We start from the raw sequence: 24,238 nt of genomic DNA on the forward strand, positions 1-24,238 counted from the left end.
ACCGAGTGGTGACACACGCCGATGTCGCCCCGGCCGACGCCTGGGTCCGCGCGGAGAACGCTGTCCTGGAGACGCTGCTTTCCGCCGGGCTGACCGTCCACGTGGCGCTGGCCGGCTCGTACCTCGAACAGAACGCGCCGGCGGTCTACGACGCTTTGGGAAGCCGTCCCGGTCCCGACTACTCACCACTGTCGACCACGCAACCGACGGTGGAGCTCACCCCCGCGGACGCGACCTTGCCGACCGAACACCTCGCTGTCGATCCCGGCAGGGAGGCGGTCCCGACCTGGCGCGAGCACGGGATCGCCGAGATCGTCGCCTTCGACCGTGACGCCGACCAGTGGGTCTACTACTCCGTCCCGCGGAAGCCGGCCGTCTGTGCGGTCGACGAGCCGGGTGCATACAAGTCCGATCTCCGTACGGCGCTTACCGACGTTCCGTGTACGGCGTTGTTCCCACACGGCGCGCTCGCTCGGTGGGACGTTGCAGACGTTGTCGTGGAACTGACCGTCGAAGGGATCTGGCTCGGGCGTGCCGACGGAACGACACGCTGGTACCCACACGAGCAACTGGAGGGGGTCGTCGTCGACGAGCGGGACTGTGAGCTGTTGCTCTCCTGGCCCAGTTGGCGCGACGAGGCGCAGTCCTCGCTGGGCCGGATGGTGCGGGGGCTGGTCGACCGTCACCGGGAGTCGCCGCCGCGGCTGCTCCATCCCCCGGACGAGGAGCTGCTGTCGACGGCTGCGACCGCCTTCGAACTGATCAGCGACCGGCTCTGTTACGACTTCGAGGTCCGCCGGCACGACCGTGACGCCGGCGCGGGCGTCGCCAGCCAGCTCCGGTGAGTCGGTCGGTCCCGGCAGAATTTAACCGGTCCACACAGTACGCCCGTCCGTGGACGCTCCGGACCCGGACACCGACGATGCGACACACGGCGTCGTGACGAACATGTCGAGCGAACAGGTGAACAGAGCCACGTGGGTCCGGGCCGAGAACGCCGTCGTCTCGACGTGTCTCGCTCACGGACACACTGTCTTCCTGGCTGTCGACGAGGAGACGCTCGCTGCCCACGCCGAGGAGTCGCTGGAGACGCTCCGGTCGCTCGACAGGCTCGACCGTGCCGGTGGAACCGATACGGCCGTGTTCCGGGCGGACGAGGACGACCGCCAGGCGGTGCTGTCGGCACTGTCGGTCGAGGACACCGAAGAGCCGATCCCGGTCCACCGGGTCATCTCCTGGCGGGCGCGTGGCATCAAACGGATCACGACCCTCCGTGAGGGGTCCTGGCGGTACGATTCCGTACCGAAGCAGACCGCCAGCCGGTGGTTCCACGAACCGAACGGTGCCCTCAAGGACGCCGTCGAGGCCGCGTTAGCGCCGATCCCGGCGACGGGGTTGTTCCCGGCCGGTGAGATCGAGGTCGAGACCGCCGATCGGGGGACCGTCTCCCTCGACGCGACCCGGATCGAGATGTATCCACACCAGGAGCTGATACAGGAAGTGTATCACTTCTCTGATCTGGAGACGGTCCTGGTCGATACCCGGACGGAGGAGATCACGCTCGACTGGCGGACCTATCGATCCCGGGCGAAGTCCTCGCTCGGACGGGTGGTGTTCGGAACGTTACACCGGCTCCGTGAGGCGCCGCCGGATCGGCTCTGTCCGGACGACGCCGAGCAGTTCGAGCGTCTTCAGGACGTGCTCTCGACGATGGCGACACAACTGGAGTACGGCGTCGAGTACCGCGAACTATAGCGACGCCAGTGTCTCCGCAACGTCGTCCCAGTGGCTCCCCTTCCAGAAGTGCTGGCCGCAGTCACGACACCGCCAGAGCGGCTCGTCGGCCGGGTCGGGTGCGTACTCCGGGGTGGGTTCCGTCCGGTCGACTGCTTCGAGGCGACCGTTGCAGGTCCCGCAGTGTGTCGGCGGGTCCGCGAGTTCCAGCGTGAACCCGGCGTCCGCCAGTTCCCGGAGCTGGTCGTCGACGGCCCGCTCGGTGAGCAACACGCTGTCGGGCGCTTCCCGGGCGAGGTCGGCGTCCCGTGTCACGAGCCGTCGAGCCTCCGTGTGGGCCAGTGCCAGCAGGTCCTCGTCGGCTTCGGCGTCCCGGTCCAGCGCGTAGGCGGCGTCGTACCCACACATCCGGAGATACGTCGCAAGCGTCCCGAGCATCGCGTCCAGGACCAGGGGGTCGCGATCACGCTCACTCATTGATGAACTCACGGACCGTGTCGGCCGACTGTGCGTTCAGTACGTCTCCCGGCTCGGCCCAGCCACGGCGGGCCGTGTGGACGCCGTAGCGGATCTGTTCGAACTCGCCGGGACCGTGTGCGTCCGTGTTGATGACGACGGTCGCCCCGGCTTCGGTCGCCTGTTTGACCGCACTCCCCGTCAGGTCCAGTCGGGCCGGACTGGCGTTGATCTCCAGTGCCGTCCCGTGGTCGGCGGCGACCGTCGCCAGCCGTTCGACGTCGACGTCGAGCCCGGGCCGACGGTTGAGGAACCGACCGGTCGGGTGCCCGATCACGTCGACCTCGGGGTGTTTCGCCGCAGTCACCAGACGGTCGGTGCCGTCGCCGTCGAGCGCGGCGTGTGGGGACGCGACCACGATGTCCAGCGCCGCGAGCAGGTCGTCGTCGACCGAGATCGAGCCGTCGGGCGCGATGTTGGCCTCGACGCCGGCGAAGACGTCGATCTCTGCGTCGGCGGCGACGGCCTCGATCTCGTCGAGTTCGTTCCAGAGGTCCTCGTCCGGGACACCGACCCCGCCGACCATCCCCGGACCGGTCGCGTGGTCGCTGATCGCGACGTAGTCGTGGCCGAACTCCGTAGCGCCGTCGACCATCTCCGCGATGGAGTAGCCGCCGTCGGACCAGTTGCTGTGGGTGTGGAGGTCCCCACGCACGTCGCCCTCTGCCAGCAGGTCCGGTAACTCCCCGGCCGCCGCGGCCGCGACCTCGCCGCGGTCCTCGCGCAGTTCCGGCGGCACCCACGCCATCCCGATCGCCTCGTAGACCCCCGCTTCGGTCTCGCCCGCGACCAGGCGGCCCGCCCGCTGGTCGTCGTCTTCGACAACCTCGATGTCGAAAACCCCGTACTCGTTGACTTTCAGGTCTCGCTCGATCGCCCGGTTGCGGACCGAAACGTTGTGCGCCTTGCTTCCGGTGAAATACTGCATCGCGGCACCGAACTCCTCGGGGACGACCACGCGCAGGTCGACCCGGACACCACCCGCGCGAACGCTGGCTTTCGTCTCCCCGGCCTCGATGACGCTGTCGGTTCCGTCCCAGTCGGTGAACGCCTCGACGACCGCCTCGTCGTCGTCGCTGCCGACCAGAACGTCGACGTCGCCGATCGTCGGTTTCCAGCGCCGGATCGACCCACCCAGCGCACAGCGCTCGACGGCGTCGACGCCCGCCAGGTAGTCCCGGATCTCCTCGCCGTAGGGCCGGGCCTCGCCCAGCAGCGACCGCTCGTGGGCTTCCCGTGCGAAATCGATGTTGTCGAGGATGTTCTGCTCGGTCTTCGCGCCGAAGCCTCTCACCTCCTGGATCTCGCCGGCCTCGGCGGCCGATTCGAGTTCGTCCAGCGTCGTGATCCCCAGCGCCTCGTAGAGGTCCCCGACGGTCTTGGGACCGACGCCCTCGACGGCCGTCAGCGCCGCCATGTCGACGGGTAACTCCTCGCGCAGTTCGGCCAGTTCGCCGATCTCGCCGGTCTCGACGTACTCGACGATCTTCGAGGAGATCGCGTCGCCGACGCCGTCGATCTCGCCGACAGCGTCCTCGCCGTCGGCGGCCAGCCCCTCGATCGCACCTGGGTACTCGCGGATGTTCTCGGCCGCCCGCCGGTAGGCGCGGGGCTTGTACTCGACACCCTTGGCCTCCAGCAGGTCGGCGAACGCTTCGAGTTCTGTCGCGACCTCGTCGTTTCGGCTCATGTTATCTCCCTCGGCCGGCACGCCCGGTGCCCGAGTCGGCGTCCTCGTGGCCCAGTGCCTTCTGTAGGAACTTCATCCATCGCTTCTTGTCGGCGGCCTCCTGTGCCCGCTGTTCCTGTTCGATGTTGGCCGGACCGAGCTGTTCGAGTGCGTTCAGCGCTCGATCGATCCCGATGATGGCGTTTGCCAGCTCCTCGCCCCGGTCGTAGCTGACATCGCCGTCTTCGATGCGCTGCTTGCGCTGCAGACGCTCCCGGCGGAGGTTCTTCTTCGCGCGGTCGACCCGCTCGCGCTCGCCCCGCGGGATCGTCTCCCGGCGCTTGATCTCGAAGACGAACGACTGCAGTTCGATCTCCTCGCCCTGGACGGTGATCTCGTCGGGGATGTCGGCGCCGACCGTCGCACCCTCCCGTTCGATGCGCTCTAACAGTTGTTTGCGCTCGAACTCCTTCACTGACAGACCGTTCGGGACCGGGACCTTTCTCCGTTTCGCTCGCGACGATATCTTTTTCCGCTTCTTGCACGGTATGTACAGACGAGCAGCGACGCGCTCCGGAGACAGATGAACGTCACGTTCGAACCGCTTGCCGAGCGGCCAGGGATCGATGTCATCGACTGCGTCGAGCGCCAGCGCTACCAACTCCGAACAGCGGAATCGGTCTCACCACAGCCGGCCGACGCCGACTCGTTCCGGTTCCCGGTCAGTCGCGCCGTCACCTTCGAGACCGATTCACTGGTCCTCCCGACCGTCGTTCCCGTGTACGTCCGCGACGCCGACGGCGAGACGGTCGCCGAGGTCAAGCAGTTCGAACAGGCGTCGGTGCCCGCGGGTGATTACAGCATCGACCTCTGTACGCAGATCAAGACCTACGTCCGGGTCGAAGCGGCCGTCGAGGTCAGCGTCGACATGGACCAGACCCGCATCGAGTTCGACGCGCCGACGACCGTGGCGGTCGGCGCACGTTCGCGCCACGAGCGGCCGGCCGCCACGGTGACGACGACGACTGACCCGATGGATATGCTGGCCGCCATCGAGACGTTCGGTTCGGCGCTCAAGACGACCGATCCGGAGCGGTCGTACCCGACGCTTCGGGGACACCCGCCGGCGCTCGAACTCGGGGACTCACTCGATATCCCCGAGACGATCACGCGCCCGGAGACGGGGATCACCCTCGAACTCCCGCCGACGCTCTCGGCCGCCTTCGTCGCCGCACCGCTCGCGTACTACCTCGGCGCCTCTTTGGAGCCGGCGCCGACGCCGCGGTTGACGACCGACGACGGGTTCGAGTATTCCCTCTCCGGACCAGACGGATACGAACGCACGGTCGAGCAGACGCTCAAACAACTGTTCTTCTTCGACTGTGTCACCAGAACCGAAGGGTACTACGAACTCGATCTACACGAGCGCCGGGAGATCGAACCCCTCGTCGATATCGACTTCGCCACGCTGTACGACCGTCCGCTCACCGAACAGGTGGCGGCGTATCTCGACGTTCCCTACGAACTGGTCGCGGACCACGTTCCCGAGTGGCGGTTGACGACCCATATCGACCCGGTCGCGGCGAACGCCGAGCAGCTTCCGTTCGTCGTCGACGACCTCGCGATCGTCCGGACGCGCCAGGGGACCGGCCCCAGCGAACCCAGTGTGCCCGCGGAACTCGACGGGGAGTTCACCCGGGACGACGTTATCACCCGATCCACCAGCACCGGAACCGACACGGAGGCCGAGTACGTCGAACCGGGGTCGGCGGACACGCTCGAACAGGCCTGGATCGGCGATAGCATCCCTATCGGCGCGAGCAAACTGACCGCAGACGCGTTCCGCAACCGCCTCGATCGCGACGAGACGGCCGGCGATATCTCGATCACGGTCGTCCAGAACGACGCCCGGATGGACCAGGAGCGCCGCGTCGCCGACGAGGTGTACGGCAACCGCGCCGACCTTCCGTTCGACGTGACCGTCCGCGAGAACTTGACGACCGACGAACTGGCCGACGTGATGGCCACCGAGACGGACTTCTTCCACTACATCGGCCACACCGACCACGAGGGGTTCACCTGCGAGGACGGGAAACTCGACGCCGCGACCGTCGACACCGTCGGCGTCGATACGTTCCTGTTGAACGCGTGTAACTCCTATCACCAGGGGCTCACGCTCATAGAGAACGGCGCGATCGGGGGGATCGTCACCCTCAACGAGATCCTCAACGACGCCGCCATCGAGATCGGGAGTTCGACCGCCCGGCTGCTCAACAGCGGGTTCCCGCTCCGGACCGCCCTCACCGTCTCCCGTGAGGTCAGTCCGATGGGTGGGCAGTACATCGTCGTCGGTGACGGCGGAATCACGGTGACACAGGCTCCGAGCGGGACACCGAACCTACTCGATATCACTGAATGCGACGCTGGTTACGAGGCCGAGATAGTTACCTATGCTACTGACGACAGGGGACTAGGGAGCGTGTTCATGCCGTTCGTTGACGACAATCAGAAATACTTCCTAAGCTCTGGATCGATAGACACGTTCCACGTATCGCACGACGAGCTCCTACGCTTTCTGAATCTAGAAGAGGTACCTGTGCGGATAGCCGATAAACTATATTGGAGCACGTCAGCAGAACTGCGGGAGTTGTTGTAGCGTTTCATCCGGTGGACGAGCGAGAACCGCGAACCGGAGCATCGTCTCACGCCGTCTTTATGAATGCTACTACGGGCCGCTGATGGTCGCACCGTTGTTCGCGGCCACGTTCCCAGCCTGTGACAGCAACAGCAGGATGGTGAACAGTGCGCCGATCATTCGTGGGTGGTCAGCCAGGTACTCCTTCATGGTGGTATCGGACATGATACAGGAACTCTGTCAGGGGGAGGATATGTAAAAATATTTGAATAGAACGTACATATTATAGATAAGATTAACGATTAATCAACTCTGAGATACGTGCTTATTTATCAACGGGGCGGCTCCGGCGCTGAGAGTGCGTTTCAGGGCGGTCACCGACGCGTGTTGTTGCCCGGACTGTCACCGCCCCTCGCTGGGTTGCCGGGAATGATAGCGGAGCGATATATAATAGCGACCACCAGTATCGTTTTGTAACTAGCAACTCTGTACGGTAGTAGAGTCACGCATCGATGAACAGACGGCACACCTCCGAGCGCGGTGTGGTCCCGACAGGAGTTCGGGGCCAGCTCCGACGGCGAGACGCCCTGAATCAGCTGCTGGGGATGGGTCGATAATGCCGGACCGACAGACGACTGTCGACCTCTCCCGGTCCGTCCTCCGGGGAAGCTCCGCCACCGGCGACCGCTCCGTCCCGCTGATCCGTACCGAATCGTCCGACTCGCCCGATCCGACACGGACCGAGGTCCCGATTCCGCTGGCGAAGATCGACGACAGAGAGGCCACCCGCATCCTTCACGTGGACGACGATCCACAGATCGGGAACCTCGTCGAGACGTTTCTCGAACGCATCAACGATGACTTCACCGTCGTGACCGAGACCAGCGTCGTCGCCGCGCTGAACAGGCTCAGCGACGAGCAGTTCGACTGTATCGTCAGCGACTACCAGATGCCCACCACCGACGGGCTTGAGTTCCTCGAAATCGTCCGCGAGCAGTACCCCGAACTCCCCTTTATCCTCTTTACCGGGAAAGGAAGTGAGGAGATCGCAAGCGAGGCGATCGTTGCTGGTGTCACCGACTACATGCAAAAGGAGATGGGCACCGACCAGTACGAGGTGCTTGCAAACCGGGTCGAGAACGCGGTTGAGCAGTACCGAACCGAACAGCAGTTCTGGAACGCGCTGTCCTGGTACCAGCGACTCGTCGAGCAGGAGCTTGCCGGGGTCTGTATCATACAGAACCGGGAGTTCGTCTACGTCAACGAGAAACTCGCGGAGACGTTCGGCTACACGCAGGACGAACTCATCGGCGCCAGTCCCGAGCGGCTGACGACCGCGGAGGACCGCGAACGCTTCCTTGATGCCGTTCGTGGCGCCGAGGACGACGATCCGCAGTCGTTCGACACCGAGTTCACGGGTGTCCGCGAGGGCGGGGAGACAGTGACCGCCGAGGTCTCAGGCGGCTCGATCGAGTACGACGGCGAACCGGCCTGGATCGGCGTCCTCCGGGCCGTCGAAGACTGACCTCAGGTCAGATCGACGAACACCTTGATCGCCTCCCGCTCGTCCATCGCGCGGTATCCCTCGGGAACACCTTCGAGATCGACGGTCTTCGTAAACACCGGTGAGGGATCGAGCGTCCCCTGGAGGACGTCCTCCAGCAGGTCGTCGACGTAGGCGCGAACCGGGGCGATACCGCCGGCGAGCGTGACGTTCTTTCCGAACAGCGAATCGACGAGGTCGCCGTCCTCGACCCCGTTGGGGACGCCGACGTAGCCGACGGTCCCGCCCGGCCGGGCGATGTCGATCGCGGTCTCCATGGCCGCGCCCATGCCGACACACTCTATGGCGTGGTCGACGCCGCCGGCGGTGAGCGCCCGTAGTTCCTCGACGGCAGCCTCGCCCCGAGCGGAGATGGTGTCCGTCGCGCCGAAGGATTCCGCGATCTCCAGGCGGTCCTCGTGGTGGCCCAGCGCGACGATGCGGTTCGCTCCCAGTCGTCTGGCTGCCAGCACGGCACAGAGCCCGACCGCGCCGTCGCCGACGACCGCACACGTGCTGCCGGCCTCGACGCCGGCGCTGACCGCCGCGTGGTGGCCGGTACACATCACGTCCGTCAGCGGGAGGACCGACTTCAGCACGTCCTGGTCGTCGGCGTACCGGTCGGGGACCCGGACGAGCGTCCCGTTGGCCTGTGGAACACGGATCTGTTCGCCCTGTGCGCCGTCGGTCGTACTCCCCCAGAACCCGCCGTTCTTACAGGAGGTGTGTAGCCCCTTCCGGCAGTACTCACAGGAGCCACAGCTGATCGAGAAGGGGGCGAACACTCGGTCGCCGGGCTGGACGTGGCGGACCTCCTCGCCGACTTCTTCGACGATTCCCATGGGCTCGTGACCCACGCGAGAGCCCTCCTCGCGGTCGCTTTCGCCGCGGTAGAACCACAGGTCCGAGCCACACACTGCCGTGTGTGTCACCCGGACGACGGCGTCGGTCGGCGATTCGATGGTCGGGTCCGGCACCTCGTCGATGCTGATCTCTCCCGGGCCGTGATAGCGGGCAGCGCGCATGCCAGTCGTTGGGAACCGCCCCACAAAAGCCCGACGGCGACCTGCCGGTCAGGGTCCGGAGACGCACAGTCACAATTCATTTGCCCCGTCCGCACGTACCCCCGGTAATGTCGGAGTGCGACGCCTGTGGCAAGTCAGAGAGTATGCCCTATCAGTGTGGGCACTGTGGCGGGACCTACTGTTCGGAGCACCGGCTCCCCGAGGCCCACGACTGCCCCGGCCTGGAGAACTGGAACGATCCGCAGGCGGTCTTCGAGAGCGGGTTCGACGACAGCGTGAACAACCCCGGCCGCCAGCAATCGGCCGGTCTCGCCGACAGGCTCGGGATCGATACCGGCCCCGGCGGCGTGTTCGGCTACTTCCGCGGGAACATGACCTACGTGTTCCTCGCGGCGATGGCGATCACGTTCGTCCTCGAACACATCGTCGGGCGGCTCGTCCTGGGCATCTCGAACCCCCTCTTCTACTCCCGGTCGGAGCTGTGGCAGTCGATCTTCGTCCTCCACCCGGACAACCCTGCATACGTCTGGACGTGGGTAACGTCGATCTTCTCGCACGACCCCTCGGGCTTCTTCCACATCCTCGGGAACGGTATCATCATCTACTTCTTCGGCCGCATCGTCGAGCGACAGCTCGGGTCGAAACGGTTCACGGTCTTCTTCCTCGCTTCCGGCGCGCTCGCGGGACTGGGACAGGTCGGGCTCCAGTATATCCAGTCCGGTGGGGGCTACGGCGTCCTCGGGGCAAGCGGCGCTGCACTGGCGATTCTCGCCTTCCTCACCGTCTTGAACCCCGACCTACGTGTCCTGCTGTATTTCCTGATCCCGGTCCCGATCTGGGCGATTACGGGCTTCTATCTGTTGCTCAGTGTCCTGGGAACGTTCGCACCGGGGACCGGCGGGTTACTCGGCGGGAACATCGCACACGCCGCTCACCTCATCGGCCTCGGGATCGGGCTCTGGTACGGGAACCGGATCAAGGGCCAGACGAGCGTCCCACAGCAACTCCAGGTGGGCCGTGGCGGCGGCCCGGGCGGTCCAGGTGGTCCCGGCGGGCCTGGACGCCGGCGGCCGTGACGATGCGGGTCGTCCGTCCCGGGTTCGTTCCGGACCCGTCGCTGTCCCGCGAAGCGATGGAGACGCTCCAGCGCGAGATAGCCGAGACGGCCGTCTTCGAGGACGATCTGTCGGTCGATCCCGAGACCGCGTCCAGCGACAGCGAGCAGACGACACTCTCGGGTGAGGCGGCGAGCGCACCGCTGGTGGCCGGCGTCGATCAGGCGTTCGTCGACGACCGGGCTGTCTCGGCGGTGGTCGTCACGCAGGGCGGTGCGGTCGTCGAACGGGCTCACGCCGTCGAGCGAACCGAGATCCCCTACATTCCTGGCTTGCTCTCGTTCCGGGAGGGCGGTGCGATCCTCGCAGCACTGGAACGACTCGAACACGACCCCGACGTCCTGCTGGTCGACGGCAGCGGTCGGATCCACTTCCGGGAGGCGGGGCTGGCGACACACGTCGGCGTCACCGTCGACGTGCCGACGGTCGGCGTCGCCAAGAACCTCCTCTGTGGCGCGCCCGAGCGACCGCTCGACGGCGGCTTTCCCGAGGGAACCCGCGTCCCGATCCACGCCGACGACGCGATCGAAACGGCGACAGCAGGGACCCACGTCGGCGACGCCGTCCAGACGCGACAGTACGACTCGCCGAACCGCCACGTCAACCCGCTGATCGTCAGTCCCGGCCACCGCGTGAGCGCCGAGACGGCGACGGATCTGGTGCTCGCGACGGCAGCGGGGTACAAACTCCCGGAGCCGACTCGGCTGGCCGACCGGGCGGCCGACGAGGCGAAAACCGAGGTCCCGTGACCGACGGCGACCGGGTGTGCTTAACTGCCCGCGGCGTGTCCCCTCGGACAGACAATGGCGAAGACGGTGCTGATCACGGGTGCGTCCGCGGCAGTGGGGTCGGCGACAGCCGAGGCGTTCCTGGCCGACGACTGGACAGTGTGGGCGACTGCCCCCGACGAGGAGGCGATCGCCGACCTGGCCGAACAGGGCTGTACCACGGCGGAACTAGACGTGACGAACGCCCGCGAGTGCGAACGGGTCGTCGAGGACCTGATCGAGGAGACCGGCCGACTGGACTGTCTGGTCAACGCGGCTTCGATCTCCCGGTTCGGCGCTGTCGAGGATATCTCGACCGAACAACTCCACGAGCAGTTCGACGTCGCCGTCTACGGACCACACAGACTGATTCGGGAAGCGTTGCCCCACATGCGGGCTCGCGAGAACGGGACCGTCGTCAACGTCTCCAGCATCACGGGCCGGCTCTCGACGCCCGGTCGCGGTGCCGACGCCGCGGCGAAGTCCGCGCTCGAAGGGGTGAGCGACGCACTGCGCGTCGAGGCGGACTCGTTCGGCGTCGACGTCGTCGTGGTCGAACCCGGGCCGATCCGGGACGGCGAGGAACCGGCCGAAGCGGAACCCGAGAGCGCGAGCGGCGCCTACGACTGGCTCTACCGGGCACGCGAGGACTCCCGACTGACCGGCGTCCAGGACGCGTTGGGCGTCACTCCCGGAACCGTCGCGCTCGCCGTCCGGGACGCGGCCAACAACAGCGACCCGGAACCGCGCTACCCCGTCGGCGAGGGTGCGAAACTCCTTTTGTTCGCCGAGTACGTCCCCGAGCGGTGGCGCGACACCGCTTTCGGTCTGCTCCGGCAGTTGATGGGTTAGTCCAGACAGGCCCCGACGACGTTCAACAGGCGTTCGCCGCGGACCTCCTCGGCGAACAGCGGGATCCGACGGACGTCGTGGCCCTGGAACAGTTCCTGTGACCGGGCGAGGGCGCGCTGTTGGACCTCCCAGCGGCGCGCACAGAACGAACACTCCGCGTGGTTCGGCCCGGGGATGTCGACCGCTTCGCCGAGCACCTCGCTTGGGTCCTGCATCACGCGGTTGACCACGACAGTGCTGACGGGGACGCCGTACTCACCGAGCCGACCGAGCAACCGTTCGGACTCGACGACCGAGAGTTCTTCGGGAACCATCACGATGCGGAAGTCCGTCCGTGTCGGGTCACGGAGGATGCTCCGCAAGTGTTCGATCCGGTCGCTCAGTTCCCGGAGGTCCTCGATCCCCTGCTCGGCGTCGACCTCCTCGTCGTCGCCGAACATCCCGGTGAGGTTCCCGAGCATGCCCGAGAACCGCTCGCGCATCTGGAGGATCTTCCCGACCATCGAGTCCATCGTCTCGGGGAGTTCGAGCAGTCGGAGCGTGTGGCCGGTCGGTGCGGTGTCGATGACCACCCGATCGAAGCGGTCGTCGTCGACGTAATCGAGCAGCAGTCGCATCGCCGCAGCCTCGTCGGCTCCGGGCATCGATCCGCCGAGTAGGCCGCCCTCGTCGCCGAGCACGTCTTCGCCCGCTCCGGCCTCACCGCCCATCTGGCCGGCACCACCCATCGGCCCGTCGCCGCCAAGCATCTGGCCGAGGCCACCCAGCGCGTCGTCGTCCATCCCGAGTGGCCCCTCGCCGACGGCCGCTTCGGGGTCGATCTCGGCGGCGTACAGCGGGATCTCCTCGCGGATGCGGGTCGGCGTCGCCGGGATATCTGTCTCTAACGTATCAGAGAGGGAGTGTGCGGGGTCCGTCGAGACGACGAGTGTCGCGGTGTCGTCCCGGGCAGACGCCAGTGCCGTGGCCGCCGCACAGGTCGTCTTCCCGACGCCGCCCTTGCCGCCGTAGAGGACGTACTCGGCGGCGTCGACGCCGGTCGGCGCGTCGATACGATCGACAGCTTCGACATCGAGTTCGTGGTCCATGCGCGAGGTAGGCACTGCTGGCCTTGAGTATGTCCCGAAAACAGACCGCGTTATTGCCTGGAGGAGCGGGCTTCGCGGACTTCGGCACCGTCCCGGAGTTTGTCCTCGCAGTTGGGGCAGACGCGTGGCCCGTGAGCCTCGGTTGCCTCGGGTGTGAACACCCGTACGTACTGCTCCGTCACGAATTCACCGCAATTCTGACACTCGGGCATCTCATGAAAGGCTTTCCTCAAAGAATATATGTTTTCTGTTGCCCGCGACATACTCCGATTCAGCGACAACTGTCGAATCCAGCGGCTCACGTCCGGTCACGCCAGAACGTGTCGAGTTGGTCCGCGAGGAACTCCGGGGTCATCCGCGTGAACTCCTCGCGCTCGCCGGCGGGCAGATACGGAAACACGGAGTGTCGTGCGTCGGGGGTGTAGCGTCGGCCGACGAACGCCCGGACGCCCACCTCTTCGGTCCCCCGGATCACCCGCCCGATGGCCTGTCGAGCGCGACGAACCGCGGGGACGGTCAGCGCGTACTCGAAGGCGTTGTCCTCGCCGAAAGCGTCGCCGTAGGCCCGCTGGACCGCCCGGACGCGGGGAGAGCCGATATTCACGAGCGGGACGCCGACGACCGCACAGGTCGACAGTTTCTCGCCGTCGTAGTCGACCCCCTCGGTCAGCGTCCCGCGAGTGGAGGTAACCAGGACCTTCCCCGCACCGCGGAAGAACCGTTGTTTTCGGTCTTCCGTTGCTTCGTTGCTGGAGGCTTCGTCGACCAGGACGGCCTTGTCGACGGTCTCCCGAAGGTAGGCCCCGGCCCACGCCGCTTCTCGGTAGTTCGGCATCGCGATCATGACGTTGCCCGGCGAGCGCGCCAGTGCCCGCAGAGCCTGGGCGTACTCGTCGCGGGTCCGGTTCCACTCCTCGCCGAGCGGTTCCATCGCTTCGGGGTCCCCGCGGTTGCGAGCCGTGAAGGGCCGCGCGTCGACGAGATACGACGCCCGGTTCTCCCGCGGGAACGGCAGGTCGTAGGTCGTCGACCGGACCGGGCGCGCGTCCTCGTCATCGCCGTCGGCCGCTGCCAGCGCGTCCAGTCCCGAGACCCGCGTGAACACGTCAAGCGGTTCCAACGTCGCGCTCATCAGGACACCGCCGCCTAGATCGTCGAAGACGTCCCGCAGCGCCGTCGCCGGCATGCAGTTGTAACAGAGCAGTCCCGGCGTGTAGACGGCCTCGTAGTCGGCGTCCGTCTGTCGGGTGTCGGCGGGGGAGTGTTCGAGTTCGATCTCCCGGAGGAACGTCGAGTGGTCCCGTTCCCACCACTGGCCGGCCAGCGCACCGACGGCGGCACAGACCGGCTGGCGCGTCAGTCCCAACTGGTCGATGACGTCCTCGACGGCCGCGCCGACCTGGGCAAGCGTCCGCCAGACGCCGCCGTCGTAGCCCTTCCGTTCGGCCCACTCGGTCAGTTCGTCCCGTTCGACGGCCTCGGGGTCCCGGAGGGGAATCTCCCGGTCCCGGTCGGGGAGCGTCGCCGGGTCGGCCCGCCACCCCTCGTGTTCGGCGTCGAGGAACGACTCGATCCGGTCGTCGAGCCACCGCAGGAGGTCGTCGTAGAATTTCCGGGCCTGGTCGACCGCGTCCAGAGGGACCTCCCGTGCCGAGAGAACGTCCCTGACCTGCCGTTTGTGGTCGGCGCTCTGCTGGGCGCGCTGGACCAGTAGATCGCAGTCGTTGCGGGCCTGTTTGATCGTCTGCTTGCCCAGCCGGTCCGACAGCAGGTCCCGAACCCGTTCTTCGAGGCGGTGGGCTTCGTCGACGACGACGAACGTCGAGTCGTCGAGCACGCCAGACAGCAGGGGCCGGGAACCGGGATCGAACAGGTGGTTGTAGTTCCCGACGACCACGTCGGCCTGATCCAGCATCACACTCATCACCCGGTGGGGGCAGGTGCCCCGCTCGACGGCCGCCGGCAGGTAGTCCTCGATAGTGACGACGTTCTCCGGCCCGGCCGAGAAGTCGACGGGCGACCCTTTGTTCCGGGCGTACCAGTCGGCCTCGAACGGACAGTACAGCGGCGGATCGTCGCCTTCGGCCATCGATTCGGGGGCGCTGGGCTGGCTTGGCCGGTACGGGGAAGCGGCCCCCGCAGTCGCCAGCGTGTCCTCCCCGAGGCGCGTCTGCGTGGCGGCGTCCGGGCGGGCCGCAGCGGCGAGGTCCTGTCCTTTCCTGGGGTCCCACCACTGGTCCTCGTCGTCGATCTCGGCGTCGATCGCGGTCTCGGCGACGGCGGTCCCGTCGCTGCGGCCGTCGTCCTCGACGAGGCGAGCGGTCGCTTCCCGCAGGTCCTCACAGCGCTCGTGTGTGCCCGCGTCATCGGGGAACTTCCCCTCGCGGCCGTACGGACAGAGGTCGCGCTTGCCGACCAGCGCGATGCCGTCCAGGGGGTCCTCGATACCGGCGTTGAGCGTCCGCAGGTCGTCGACGAACTGCTGGAGCTGTTGCTTGACGGGTGTCACAACCAGTATCCGGTCGTACAGCTCCGTCTCGCGGACGAGGTGGGCGCCGGCGGTCAGGGCCGCCATCGTCTTTCCGGTGCCACAGGGACCCTCCATGGCGAGAAAGCCCCGGGACTTCCCGGCCTCGATAGCGCGTTCGACGGCGTCTGCCTGGTTTTCGTACGGCTCCGCGAAGCCGAAGTACTCGCGCCAGGACTGGTCGCCGGTCGAGGCCGTCTCTCGCATCGGAACGGGGTTGGGCGTCCCGGTATTTGAACCGCCGGGTTCGGTCCCGTCAGTCGTCGCTCTCGGCCGGGCGCGGGTCGCCTCCCGACTGCTGGTCCTCCAGCAGTTCCGCCCGGTGTTCGTCCAGCCTGGGAGCGCGACCACGCGGTTCGGGCATCGTCTCGGTCATCTTGATCGGGCTGCCCGCGACAGTCATCTCCGCGTCGACACCGGGCTGGGAGACGTCTGCGAGCATGTCGCGGGCGTGGACGTGGGGGTCTTCGAAGATATCCGCGGTCGTCTGGATCGGTGCAGCCGGGACACGACCGTCGAGCAGGTCGACGACGGCGTCGGTCTCGTGCTGGCGGGTCCAGTCGGCGATTTCTCCCCGCAGGTGGTCACGGTTCGCGAGCCGCGACGCCGCGTCGGGGTAGTCGGCAGCCAACTCCGGCCGCTCCATCGCCTCACAGAGGGTCTGCCAGTGACCGTCGGAGAACGCCGCGACGACGGCGTACCCGTCCGCGGTCTCGAAGGCGTCGTAGGGGAACAGTGTCGGGTGGGAGTTGCCCCGCCGTGTGGGGGAGTCCCCGTCACAGGAGTACTGATACACCGTCCGCTCACAGAGCGAGATCATCGCGTCGTACATCGCGGTGTCGACGTACTGGCCCTCGCCGGTCCGCTCGCGGTGGTGGACAGCCGCGAGGATGCCCACGGCGTTGAGCGCGGCGGTGAAGAGGTCGCCCACGCCCGGCCCGACCTTCGTCGGCGGGCCGTCCTCTTGGCCGGTGATCTCCATGACGCCGCCGAGCGCCTGGGCGATGAGGTCGAAGGAGGGCTGCCCCTGTCGTTCGGTCTCGCCCGTGCGCGGATCACCGAACCCCGGATCGAGGAGTAGATCAACTGTGGGTTGTGCTCCCGCAGCGTCTCGTAGCCACAGTCGAACTGCTCCATCGTCCCCATTTTGAAGTTCTCGACGACCACGTCGGCCCGTTCGACCAGCGAGCGGAACGCGTCGCGGTCCTCGTCGGTCCGCAGATCCAACTCCAGCGAGCGCTTGCCGCGGTTGACACTCTGGAAGTAGCCGCCGTAGGCTTCCGACTCTGGATCTTCGGCGTAGGGCGGGTTCGACCGGATGAGGTCCCCCCCGGGGCGCTCGATTTTTACCACGTCTGCGCCCATATCCGCGAGCAACATCGTACAGTACGGTCCGGCCAGGACCTGGGTCAGGTCGAGCACCCGAAGGTCGGCAAGCGCACCCATAGCGGAGCGAGGAGAGTACTCCTGATAAATCTTGGTGATAAATCATTATAGATTGTATAAGGTGGTTTTATCATTATAAACCATTAACTTTATCTCTCCCCCTCCACCACCACAGGGTACATGCCCCGGACCGTCATCCTCGGCGTGATCGGCTCCGACGCACACGTCGTCGGTATCACGATTCTTGAGCAGGCGCTCTCGGCCGCTGGCTTCGAGGTCGTCAACCTCGGCGTCCAGACCGCACAGGCCGACTTCGTCGCCGCCGCCAAATCCCACGACGCCGAGGCTGTACTGGTCTCCTCACTGTACGGGCACGCCCGGCAGGACTGCGAGGGGTTCCACGACCGCCTCGAAGCGGCCGGACTCGACGTCTGGACGTACGTCGGCGGCAACCTCGCGGTCGGTCAGGACGAGTTCGAGGAGACCCGCCGAACGTTCCGCGGGATGGGTTTCGACCGGGTCTTCGACGCCGAGACCGACCCGGAGGAGGCCATCGCGGCGCTCCGCCAAGACCTGGAGCTGACGACGGCAGAGACAGACCGTGTCAGCGTCGAGGGCTGAGCGATGCCCACAGACAGCCGGCTCGCCGCCGACGAGCTACAGCGCATCGCATCGGAGTTGCGGGACAACTGGCACACCGGCCGGGAAGTCGACTTCGAGGAGGCCGTCGCCTTCCACGAGTCGCTACCCGCCGGCAAGCAGTTCGCCCCCGTTCTCGAATCCGCGGATCGGCCGCTGCTCCAGCCACGCGCCGGCGTCCCCTGCCTCGAAGATCAGATCTCGCTCCTGGAGTACCTCCAGGAGGATGGCGGCGCGGACCTCCTGCCGACGACGATCGACTCGTACACGCGGGACAACGAGTACGAGAAAGCGGAAGAGGGACTCGCGGCCTCCCGAAACGGCGAGGCCGACGAACTAAACGGCTTCCCGGCAGTGAACCACGGGGTCGAGGACTGCCGGCGGCTCGTCCGGGCCCTTGACGCCCCCATCGAGGTGCGCCACGGGACGCCCGACGCCCGCCTGCTGGCGATGGTCACGCTCGCCGGCGGGTTCCAGAGCTTCGAGGGTGGCCCGATCTCCTACAACATTCCCTACACGAAGCGCCACGACCTGGCGACGACGATCGAACACTGGCAGTTCGTCGACCGACTCTGTGGGGCCTACACCGAGCGCGGCGTCACGATCAACCGCGAGCCGTTCGGCCCGCTGACCGGGACCCTGGTCCCGCCCTGTATCGCTATCGCGGTCATGCTGATAGAGGGGAAACTCGCGGCCACGCAGGGTGTTCGCTCGCTGACGCTGGGCTACGGCCAGGTCGGGAACCTCGTCCAGGACGTGGCCGCGCTGCGAGCGTTGCGCTCGCTGGGCGAGGAGTATCTCCCCGACGCCGTGACGGTCACGACTGTCTTCCACGAGTGGATGGGCGGGTTCCCGCCCGACGAGGCCCGCGCCAGCGGCGTCATCGGCCTCGGCGGCGCGACGGCCGCCGTCGCACAACCGGACAAGGTCATCACGAAGTCTCCTCAGGAGTTCCAGGGAGTGCCGACGAAGGAGGCCAACGCGGCCGGCCTCCGCACGACACGACAACTCATCGACATGCTCATCGAACAGGACATCGACCTGGGTGGTATCGACGACGAACAGCGGCTCATCGAGCGGGCGACCCGCGACCTGATGGACGCCGTCATCGACGCCGGCGACGGCGACGTGGCACAGGGCGTCGTCAGAGCCTTCGACTCGGGTGCGCTGGACGTGCCCTTCGCCCCGAGTGACGCGGCGGCGGGCGCGGTCCTGCCGGCGCGTGACGACGACGGCCGGGTCCGGATCTTCGAGTTCGGCGACCTGGCGCTGTCGGCCGAGATCAGGGAGCTACACGCCGCTCGGCTGGGCGAACGCGCCGAGACGGAGGGGAGAGACCAGTCGTTCCGGATGGTCGCCGACGACGTCGACGCCATCAGCGACGGCCGGCTGATCGGGCGGCCCCAGGGGGGTGCCGGCGATGCGGATTGATACCGTCCGCGCGGTCCCCGGGCTCTCCGGGTTCTTCTTCGACGACCAGCGCGCGATCAAGCAAGGTGCGACCCGGGAGGGGTTCGACTACGACGGCCAGCCCGCGACGGCGGGCTTCGACCGCATCCGGGAGGCCGGCGAGTCGCTCATCGTCGAACTCGAACTGGCCGACGGCACGGTCGTCACCGGCGACTGCGCCGCGGTACAGTACTCCGGGGCCGGTGGACGCGACCCGCTCTTCCGGGCCAGCGAGTACCGTCCCGTGGTCGAGGAGAAAGTCGCCGACGAACTGCGAGGGCGGGACGCGACGATGTTCCGCCAGAACGCGACCGTCGTCGAGGATCTCGATCCCGCTCGCTCGGACGGCGACCGCCTCCACACCGCGGTCCGGTACGGCGTCTCCCAGGCGCTCCTGAACGCGGCGGCACGGGCGACCGGACAGACGCCCGCCGGCGTGGTCTCGGCCGCTTACCGGTCCGAAATGGCCGGATCGCCCGTCCCGGTGTTCGGACAGTCCGGCGACGAACGGCGGATCAACGCAGAGAAGATGCTAATAAAGGGTGTCCCCGTTCTCCCGCACGGCCTGTTCAACAGCGTCGAGAAGGTCGGGGCCGACGGGGAGGGGCTCAGGGAGTACGTCGCCTGGCTCCGCGAGCGGACCGACGAACTGGGGCCGGCGACGTACTCGCCACGCTTTCACCTCGACGTCTACGGCATCCTCGGTGAGGTGTTCGAACCGCCGTACGACCGGGACGAGGTCGTCGACTACTTCCGGTCGCTGGCCGAGGCGGCGGGGCCGTACCCGCTCCAGGTCGAGGGACCGATGGACGCCGGCGACCGCGCCGACCAGATCCGTCGGATGGCCCAACTCCGGGACGGGCTGGCCGACGCGGGCGTCGACGTCGACATCGTCGCCGACGAGTGGTGCAACACCTTCGACGACGTGCGGGCGTTCGTCGACGCGGGCGCGGCCGACGTGGTCCAGATCAAGACGCCGGACCTGGGCGGCATCCACCGCTCGGCCGAGGCCGTGCTGTACTGTGACGGGACCGACACTCGGGCGTATCTGGGCGGGACTTGCAACGAGACGGCCACCTCCGCACGTGCCTGTGCGAACGTCGCGCTGGCGACCGATGCGGCCCAAGTGCTCGCGAAGCCCGGTATGGGGTTCGACGAGGGGTTCATGATCGTGACGAACGAGATGCGCCGGACGCTGGCCCGGACAGGCGGAGAGACCACAGACAGCGAACACGCTGACGGACCATACGACGGGACCCGCCCGACGGCCTCTGACGGGGGGACCCGCCGATGACCGACTGGACTGACCCCGACGCTGTCGATCTCTCGGACGAGGAGACGTTCGAGACGCTCTTGGACCGCGCCGAGACACGCGAGAAGGGCCACTACTTCGAGTTCTTCGAGCCCGGCGACGAACTGACCCACGACCCCGGGCTCGTCCTCTCGAAGGCGGGCAGCGAGGACTGGATGGGACAGACGCTCAACCACGACCCGGCCTACTGGCGGCCCGACCGCGCCCGCGACCGGGGGTTCGAGGCGGTCCCGGTCCACCCGGACTATCTCCTGGCCTGCGTGATGGGAGCGACCGTCGAGGACCTCTCGGAGAAGGGCGGCTACTTCCTGGGCCGCGACGACGTGACGATCCACCGGAGCCCGACACCCGGGACAGAACTGGCAGTTTCCTCCACGGTGGTCGAGACGACCCCGTCGTCGTCGCGGCCCGAGTACGGGATCGTCACCTGGGAGACGGTGGGACGGAACCGCGAGACCGGCGACCGATTGGTCAGTTACGAACGAACCAACATGATCCCGCGGCGCGAACCGACCGCCACCGACGGGAGCGGGACCGTCACGGACTCCGGTGACGGCGAGGACGAGAGCACCGCGGGTCCAGCCGTTCCAGACACGCTTGTCACCCCCGAGGGGGGTCACTTCGAGGAGTTCCGGGCCGCGCTCAACCGGGCCGACGAGACCGACGCCGCCGTCGCGTACGCCCACGAACGCGGTCGAACGATGGACGATGGGCTGGTCTCTGGGCTCCCGCTCTCGACGCTCAACACTGCCCGCCAGCACCACAACCGCGACGTGATGACCGACTCGCCGTCGGGGGACATCGTCGCCTACGGCGACGTTACCCGATCCATCGCGCTGGCACACGCCCGGTCGGACGAAGCGACCTACCGCGAGTGGCGCTACGACGCCGAGCGGTTCCACGACTTCGTCACGCTGGGTGATACGATCTACGGGTTCACTCGGGTCCTCGACTGTGACGCCGACGCCGGCCCCGAGCGGGCCGGCGCTGTCACCTTCGAACACGTCGCGTACAACCAGCACCGCACCCCGGTCTACTCCGGCCGGCGAACCGCACTGCTTCAGCGATCCCACCGATGACAGCCACACGACTCTGCCGAACGTTCCAGACCGCACCCGCTGCCGTCCCCCGCGACGACAGCGCGAAGTTCCTCACTTCCGGCCTCACCAGCGACGGGTTCCAGACGCCGGACTGGCTCGTCCCCGACATCGAGGACGGGACCGCCCCGTCGATGAAGGCCGAGGCCGTCGACAACGTGGTCGAACAGCTCCCCGAGTACGCCCCCGACTTCGCCGGGCACGTCCTCCCCGCGTCGAGTGGGCCTACGACGACCAGCGGTTCCGCGACCGGGGCCGGGAGCAGGTCCGCCGACTGGCCGCCGAAGTCGGCGACCACCTCGACGGGTTCGTCGTCCCGAAAGTGGGACGGATCGACGACGTGCGCGACGCTGCCGGCGTCCTGGCAGCGGCCGAACGCGACGCAGGCCTGGACGACGGCGCGCTCGATATGGCGATCATCTTCGAGACCGCGACGGCCCGTTCTGACCTTCGAGAGATCTGCCAGTTCGCGGCCGACTCGCGGCTGGAGGCCCTGATATTCGGGCCGGTCGACTACACCGCCGAACTGGGCGGGCGGGCGCTGGACGGCGACCGCCCGCGCTGGGACGGCCTGTTGGAGGTGCTCTCGAACGAGACCAGCGCCGCCGGCGTCGCTGCCATCGGCGGCCCGTTCGACCAGTTGTTCCACGAGCGGGCCGGCGTCACCTACTACAACGCCGAGGGGTACGCCGACCAGGTCGAACACGAGGCGACGATCGGCATCGACGGCTCGTGGTCGCTGCATCCGAAACAGACCGCCCAGGCCAACCGCATCCACATGCCACGGAGCGACGAACTGACGGAGGCGCTACGGAAGGTCGAGGCGTTCAACGAGGCGAAACGCGAGGGGACCGGAGCCGTCGTCGTCGACGGACAGATGGTCGACGAGGCGACCTACAGGAACTTCGCCAACACCGTCCAGACGGTTCGGGCGGTCGACGAGACCCATCCCGAACAGACTGCCGAGTACTACGAGGAACGCCTGCTCGACCGGGCGCTGTCGGTCGAACTCCGGTTCAACTGACCGGGACCACTCTCAAGCCCGTCCGGGTCCGAGAGGGTGGTATGAACGCTATCGAGGTCGACGGGCTGACCAGACGCTACGGGGACCTCGTCGCCGTCGACGAGGTCTCCCTGACCGTCTCCGGGGGCGAAATTCTCGGGTTGCTCGGACCCAACGGAGCCGGGAAGTCGACGCTCGTCAACACGCTCTGTACGCTCCTCCGGCCCAGCGAGGGCAGCGCCCGCGTGGCCGGCTACGACGTGGTGGCCGACCCCGACGCCGTCCGCTCGAACATCGGCGTCGTCTTCCAGGAACCGGCCCTGGACGAGGAGCTGACCGGCGTCGAGAACCTGCGTTTTCACGCTCGGCTGTACGGCGTCAGCGGCGAGCACCGCCGCCAGCGTGTCCGGACGGTCCTTGGCCTCGTCGATCTCGCGGACGACGCCGACAAGCGCGTCGGCGAGTACTCCGGGGGGATGGCTCGCCGACTGGAACTCGCCCGTGGACTCCTCCACGAACCTGCCGTCCTCTTTCTGGACGAACCCACGGTGGGCCTGGACGCCGGCACCCGAAAGACCGTCCGTGAGTACGTCGCTCGGCTCAACCGCGAGGCCGGCGTTACCGTGGTTCTGACGACACACTACATGGAGGAGGCGGACGCCCTCTGTGATCGAGTTGCGATCGTCGACGACGGGCGTATCGTCGCACTGGACACGCCCGCGTCGCTCAAAGCCGACCTCGGTGGCGACGTGGTCAGACTGGGAACTGACCGGCCCGACGCGGTCGCCGAAGCGGTCCGGGGAACGCCGTGGGTCCGGTCGCTGACCGGCCGCGACGACGGCCTCGACGTCGGTGTCGACGACGGGCCGAGCCGCGTCGCGGCACTGGTCACCGCTGCCAGCGGGGTCACCGACGTGACGACGGTCTCGGTGGATCGACCGACGCTGGAACGGGTCTTTCTGTCGCTGACCGGGCGGACGGTCACGGAGGCAGAGGCGGCGGACGGGCAGCAAGCGGCGACGGAATCCGGGGGCGACGACAGTGACTGAAGACAGCTGGCTCCGCCGTGAGGCTGTCGCCGTCTACGGCCTCTGGCGGCGGGATCTCGTTCGCTTCTGGCGAGCGAAGAGCCGCGTCGTCGGCCTGTTGCTCGGCCCGTTTTTCATCCTCGTGTTCTTCGGCTTCGGTTTCCGTGACGTACAGTTCGGCTCCGTCCCGGCCGGCGTGAGTTACCTCGACTACCTCGTCCCGGGTATTCTCGGGTTCACGATGCTGTTCTCGGCCTCTTTCACCGGCCTGGCCGTCCTCTCGGACCGGGAGGTCGGCTTCCTCAAGGAGATCCTGGTCGCGCCCGTCAGTCGGACCGGGATCGTCGTCGGGCGTATCGCCGGGGGCGCGACGACGACACTGTTGCAGTCGCTGCTCATCCTCGTGTTGGCGATTCCCCTGGGGTTTCGGCCGGTCTCGGCAGTCGGCGTCGCCGTCGCCGTCGGGTTCCTCGTGTTGATCGCCGCGACGTTCATCGGTCTGGGGCTTGCGATCGCTTCACAGTTCAAAGACACCCAGGGATACAATCTCATCGTCAACTTCGCGCTGTTCCCGCTTGCATTCCTCTCGGGGGCGTTCTACCCGCTCGGGAACCTCCCGGCACCGTTGCGTGTCGTCGGCTACCTCAACCCGCTGACCTACGGTGTCGACGGGCTTCGGGGGGCGCTGGTCGGTGTCTCACAGCGATCCCTGTCGCTGGACTTCGCGGCGATGCTCGTCGCCAGCGTGATGATGGTCGCCCTGGGGGCGGCGCTGTTCCGCCGCGTCGAGGCGGTCTGATCGCCGGGAGCCTGGACTGCTCTCGACTGCTGCATCTCGCTGTCGAGTGGCGTC

At 67.2% G+C, this 24,238-nt stretch carries 21 protein-coding genes and 2 pseudogenes; 14 read left to right on the forward strand and 9 right to left on the reverse strand.

Annotated features, from left to right (window positions below):
- The first annotated feature begins 8 nt into the window (after nt 1–8).
- Both P0204_RS15745 and P0204_RS15750 read left to right on the forward strand, forming a co-directional pair.
- Nucleotides 9–845 carry a hypothetical protein gene (locus tag P0204_RS15745; RefSeq protein WP_276220708.1) on the forward strand — a complete coding sequence of 279 codons (837 nt, stop codon included), beginning with the start codon at nt 9–11 and terminating at the stop codon, nt 843–845.
- Between the two features lie 49 nt (nt 846–894).
- On the forward strand, nt 895–1,755 hold the full coding sequence (locus tag P0204_RS15750; protein WP_276220709.1) for a hypothetical protein: 861 nt from the start codon (nt 895–897) through the stop codon (nt 1,753–1,755).
- Here P0204_RS15750 and P0204_RS15755 read toward each other — a convergent pair.
- The 3 genes from P0204_RS15755 to P0204_RS15765 are packed head-to-tail and all read right to left on the reverse strand — an operon-like array spanning nt 1,750 to nt 4,394.
- Nucleotides 1,750–2,211 (reverse strand): Mut7-C RNAse domain-containing protein, encoded by a 462-nt coding sequence (locus tag P0204_RS15755; RefSeq protein WP_276220711.1) that lies wholly within the window; start codon nt 2,209–2,211, stop codon nt 1,750–1,752. The genes P0204_RS15750 and P0204_RS15755 overlap by 6 nt on opposite strands.
- Nucleotides 2,204–3,940 carry a DNA polymerase/3'-5' exonuclease PolX gene (polX, locus tag P0204_RS15760; protein ID WP_276220713.1) on the reverse strand — a complete coding sequence of 579 codons (1,737 nt, stop codon included), beginning with the start codon at nt 3,938–3,940 and terminating at the stop codon, nt 2,204–2,206. Before polX ends, P0204_RS15755 begins: the two co-directional genes overlap by 8 nt.
- A 1-nt stretch (nt 3,941) precedes the next feature.
- On the reverse strand, nt 3,942–4,394 hold the full coding sequence (locus P0204_RS15765; protein WP_276220715.1) for a DUF5788 family protein: 453 nt from the start codon (nt 4,392–4,394) through the stop codon (nt 3,942–3,944).
- A gap of 108 nt (nt 4,395–4,502) precedes the next feature.
- Here P0204_RS15765 and P0204_RS15770 point away from each other — a divergent pair, with 108 nt between their 5' ends.
- On the forward strand, nt 4,503–6,575 hold the full coding sequence (locus P0204_RS15770; RefSeq protein ID WP_276220716.1) for a hypothetical protein: 2,073 nt from the start codon (nt 4,503–4,505) through the stop codon (nt 6,573–6,575).
- A 69-nt stretch (nt 6,576–6,644) separates the two neighbouring features.
- Here the strand turns inward: P0204_RS15770 and P0204_RS15775 are convergent, their stop codons facing one another.
- Nucleotides 6,645–6,779, reverse strand: a complete 135-nt coding sequence (locus P0204_RS15775) for a DUF7503 family protein (RefSeq protein WP_276220718.1) — start codon at nt 6,777–6,779, stop codon at nt 6,645–6,647.
- Nucleotides 6,780–7,170: 391 nt separating this feature from the next.
- On the opposite strand from P0204_RS15775, the gene P0204_RS15780 reads away from it, so the two are divergent.
- Entirely contained in the window at nt 7,171–8,079 is a 909-nt protein-coding gene (locus tag P0204_RS15780) for a response regulator (protein WP_276220720.1), read from the forward strand.
- Nucleotides 8,080–8,081: 2 nt separating this feature from the next.
- Here the strand turns inward: P0204_RS15780 and P0204_RS15785 are convergent, their stop codons facing one another.
- Nucleotides 8,082–9,122: a zinc-dependent alcohol dehydrogenase family protein gene (locus P0204_RS15785; protein ID WP_276220722.1), complete on the reverse strand. Its 1,041-nt coding sequence runs from the start codon at nt 9,120–9,122 to the stop codon at nt 8,082–8,084.
- 107 nt (nt 9,123–9,229) lie between these two features.
- On the opposite strand from P0204_RS15785, the gene P0204_RS15790 reads away from it, so the two are divergent.
- Genes P0204_RS15790 through P0204_RS15800 form a run of 3 tightly spaced genes read left to right on the forward strand, consistent with a single transcriptional unit; the run spans nt 9,230 to nt 11,856 of the window.
- A complete protein-coding gene (locus P0204_RS15790) occupies nt 9,230–10,198 on the forward strand; it encodes a rhomboid family intramembrane serine protease (protein ID WP_276220723.1) in 969 nt (322 codons plus the stop codon).
- Nucleotides 10,199–10,200: 2 nt separating this feature from the next.
- Nucleotides 10,201–10,986, forward strand: a complete 786-nt coding sequence (locus P0204_RS15795) for an endonuclease V (RefSeq protein ID WP_276223294.1) — start codon at nt 10,201–10,203, stop codon at nt 10,984–10,986.
- Between the two features lie 54 nt (nt 10,987–11,040).
- Nucleotides 11,041–11,856 (forward strand): SDR family NAD(P)-dependent oxidoreductase, encoded by an 816-nt coding sequence (locus tag P0204_RS15800; protein ID WP_276220725.1) that lies wholly within the window; start codon nt 11,041–11,043, stop codon nt 11,854–11,856.
- Here P0204_RS15800 and P0204_RS15805 read toward each other — a convergent pair.
- The 4 genes and pseudogenes from P0204_RS15805 to mct all read right to left on the reverse strand — a co-directional run bounded on the left by P0204_RS15805 (nt 11,853) and on the right by mct (nt 16,917).
- Nucleotides 11,853–12,944, reverse strand: a complete 1,092-nt coding sequence (locus P0204_RS15805; protein WP_276220726.1) for an ArsA family ATPase — start codon at nt 12,942–12,944, stop codon at nt 11,853–11,855. The two genes, P0204_RS15800 and P0204_RS15805, sit on opposite strands and share 4 nt — an antisense overlap.
- 50 nt (nt 12,945–12,994) lie before the next feature.
- Nucleotides 12,995–13,156 carry a DUF7563 family protein gene (locus P0204_RS15810; RefSeq protein WP_276220728.1) on the reverse strand — a complete coding sequence of 54 codons (162 nt, stop codon included), beginning with the start codon at nt 13,154–13,156 and terminating at the stop codon, nt 12,995–12,997.
- An 86-nt stretch (nt 13,157–13,242) separates the two neighbouring features.
- Nucleotides 13,243–15,678 (reverse strand): ATP-dependent DNA helicase, encoded by a 2,436-nt coding sequence (locus P0204_RS15815; RefSeq protein WP_276220729.1) that lies wholly within the window; start codon nt 15,676–15,678, stop codon nt 13,243–13,245.
- Between the two features lie 49 nt (nt 15,679–15,727).
- Nucleotides 15,728–16,917: pseudogene (mct, locus tag P0204_RS15820) on the reverse strand (succinyl-CoA:mesaconate CoA-transferase).
- A gap of 120 nt (nt 16,918–17,037) precedes the next feature.
- On the opposite strand from mct, the gene glmS reads away from it, so the two are divergent.
- From glmS to P0204_RS15860, 7 genes and pseudogenes are all read left to right on the forward strand, one after another.
- Nucleotides 17,038–17,478, forward strand: coding sequence for a methylaspartate mutase subunit S (gene glmS, locus P0204_RS15830; RefSeq protein WP_276220731.1), 441 nt, complete (start codon nt 17,038–17,040; stop codon nt 17,476–17,478).
- A gap of 3 nt (nt 17,479–17,481) precedes the next feature.
- Nucleotides 17,482–18,927: a methylaspartate mutase subunit E gene (locus P0204_RS15835; RefSeq protein ID WP_276220733.1), complete on the forward strand. Its 1,446-nt coding sequence runs from the start codon at nt 17,482–17,484 to the stop codon at nt 18,925–18,927.
- On the forward strand, nt 18,917–20,239 hold the full coding sequence (locus tag P0204_RS15840; protein ID WP_276220736.1) for a methylaspartate ammonia-lyase: 1,323 nt from the start codon (nt 18,917–18,919) through the stop codon (nt 20,237–20,239). The genes P0204_RS15835 and P0204_RS15840 overlap by 11 nt, the downstream gene beginning before the upstream one ends.
- Nucleotides 20,236–21,336, forward strand: coding sequence for a 2-methylfumaryl-CoA hydratase (gene mch / locus P0204_RS15845; protein ID WP_276220737.1), 1,101 nt, complete (start codon nt 20,236–20,238; stop codon nt 21,334–21,336). The genes P0204_RS15840 and mch overlap by 4 nt, the downstream gene beginning before the upstream one ends.
- A pseudogene (citE, locus tag P0204_RS15850) lies at nt 21,333–22,378 on the forward strand (L-malyl-CoA/beta-methylmalyl-CoA lyase). Before mch ends, citE begins: the two are co-directional and overlap by 4 nt.
- Nucleotides 22,379–22,419: 41 nt before the next feature.
- Nucleotides 22,420–23,406, forward strand: a complete 987-nt coding sequence (locus P0204_RS15855; RefSeq protein ID WP_276220739.1) for an ABC transporter ATP-binding protein — start codon at nt 22,420–22,422, stop codon at nt 23,404–23,406.
- Nucleotides 23,399–24,184: an ABC transporter permease gene (locus tag P0204_RS15860; RefSeq protein ID WP_276220740.1), complete on the forward strand. Its 786-nt coding sequence runs from the start codon at nt 23,399–23,401 to the stop codon at nt 24,182–24,184. The genes P0204_RS15855 and P0204_RS15860 overlap by 8 nt, the downstream gene beginning before the upstream one ends.
- Nucleotides 24,185–24,238 lie beyond the last annotated feature (54 nt).

It is taken from the genome of Haloarcula halophila (assembly GCF_029278565.1).
Lineage (GTDB): Archaea > Halobacteriota > Halobacteria > Halobacteriales > Haloarculaceae > Haloarcula > Haloarcula halophila.

Coding starts and splice junctions, on each gene's coding strand:
- P0204_RS15755 (WP_276220711.1), bottom strand. CDS start 2,211: ATGAGTGAGCGTGATCGCGACCCCCTGGTCCTGGACGCGATGCTCGGG.
- polX (WP_276220713.1), bottom strand. CDS start 3,940: ATGAGCCGAAACGACGAGGTCGCGACAGAACTCGAAGCGTTCGCCGAC.
- P0204_RS15770 (WP_276220716.1), top strand. CDS start 4,503: ATGAACGTCACGTTCGAACCGCTTGCCGAGCGGCCAGGGATCGATGTC.
- P0204_RS15775 (WP_276220718.1), bottom strand. CDS start 6,779: ATGTCCGATACCACCATGAAGGAGTACCTGGCTGACCACCCACGAATG.
- P0204_RS15780 (WP_276220720.1), top strand. CDS start 7,171: ATGCCGGACCGACAGACGACTGTCGACCTCTCCCGGTCCGTCCTCCGG.
- P0204_RS15785 (WP_276220722.1), bottom strand. CDS start 9,122: ATGCGCGCTGCCCGCTATCACGGCCCGGGAGAGATCAGCATCGACGAG.
- P0204_RS15790 (WP_276220723.1), top strand. CDS start 9,230: ATGTCGGAGTGCGACGCCTGTGGCAAGTCAGAGAGTATGCCCTATCAG.
- P0204_RS15795 (WP_276223294.1), top strand. CDS start 10,201: ATGCGGGTCGTCCGTCCCGGGTTCGTTCCGGACCCGTCGCTGTCCCGC.
- P0204_RS15800 (WP_276220725.1), top strand. CDS start 11,041: ATGGCGAAGACGGTGCTGATCACGGGTGCGTCCGCGGCAGTGGGGTCG.
- P0204_RS15805 (WP_276220726.1), bottom strand. CDS start 12,944: ATGGACCACGAACTCGATGTCGAAGCTGTCGATCGTATCGACGCGCCG.
- P0204_RS15810 (WP_276220728.1), bottom strand. CDS start 13,156: ATGCCCGAGTGTCAGAATTGCGGTGAATTCGTGACGGAGCAGTACGTA.
- P0204_RS15815 (WP_276220729.1), bottom strand. CDS start 15,678: ATGCGAGAGACGGCCTCGACCGGCGACCAGTCCTGGCGCGAGTACTTC.
- glmS (WP_276220731.1), top strand. CDS start 17,038: ATGCCCCGGACCGTCATCCTCGGCGTGATCGGCTCCGACGCACACGTC.
- P0204_RS15835 (WP_276220733.1), top strand. CDS start 17,482: ATGCCCACAGACAGCCGGCTCGCCGCCGACGAGCTACAGCGCATCGCA.
- P0204_RS15840 (WP_276220736.1), top strand. CDS start 18,917: ATGCGGATTGATACCGTCCGCGCGGTCCCCGGGCTCTCCGGGTTCTTC.
- mch (WP_276220737.1), top strand. CDS start 20,236: ATGACCGACTGGACTGACCCCGACGCTGTCGATCTCTCGGACGAGGAG.
- P0204_RS15855 (WP_276220739.1), top strand. CDS start 22,420: ATGAACGCTATCGAGGTCGACGGGCTGACCAGACGCTACGGGGACCTC.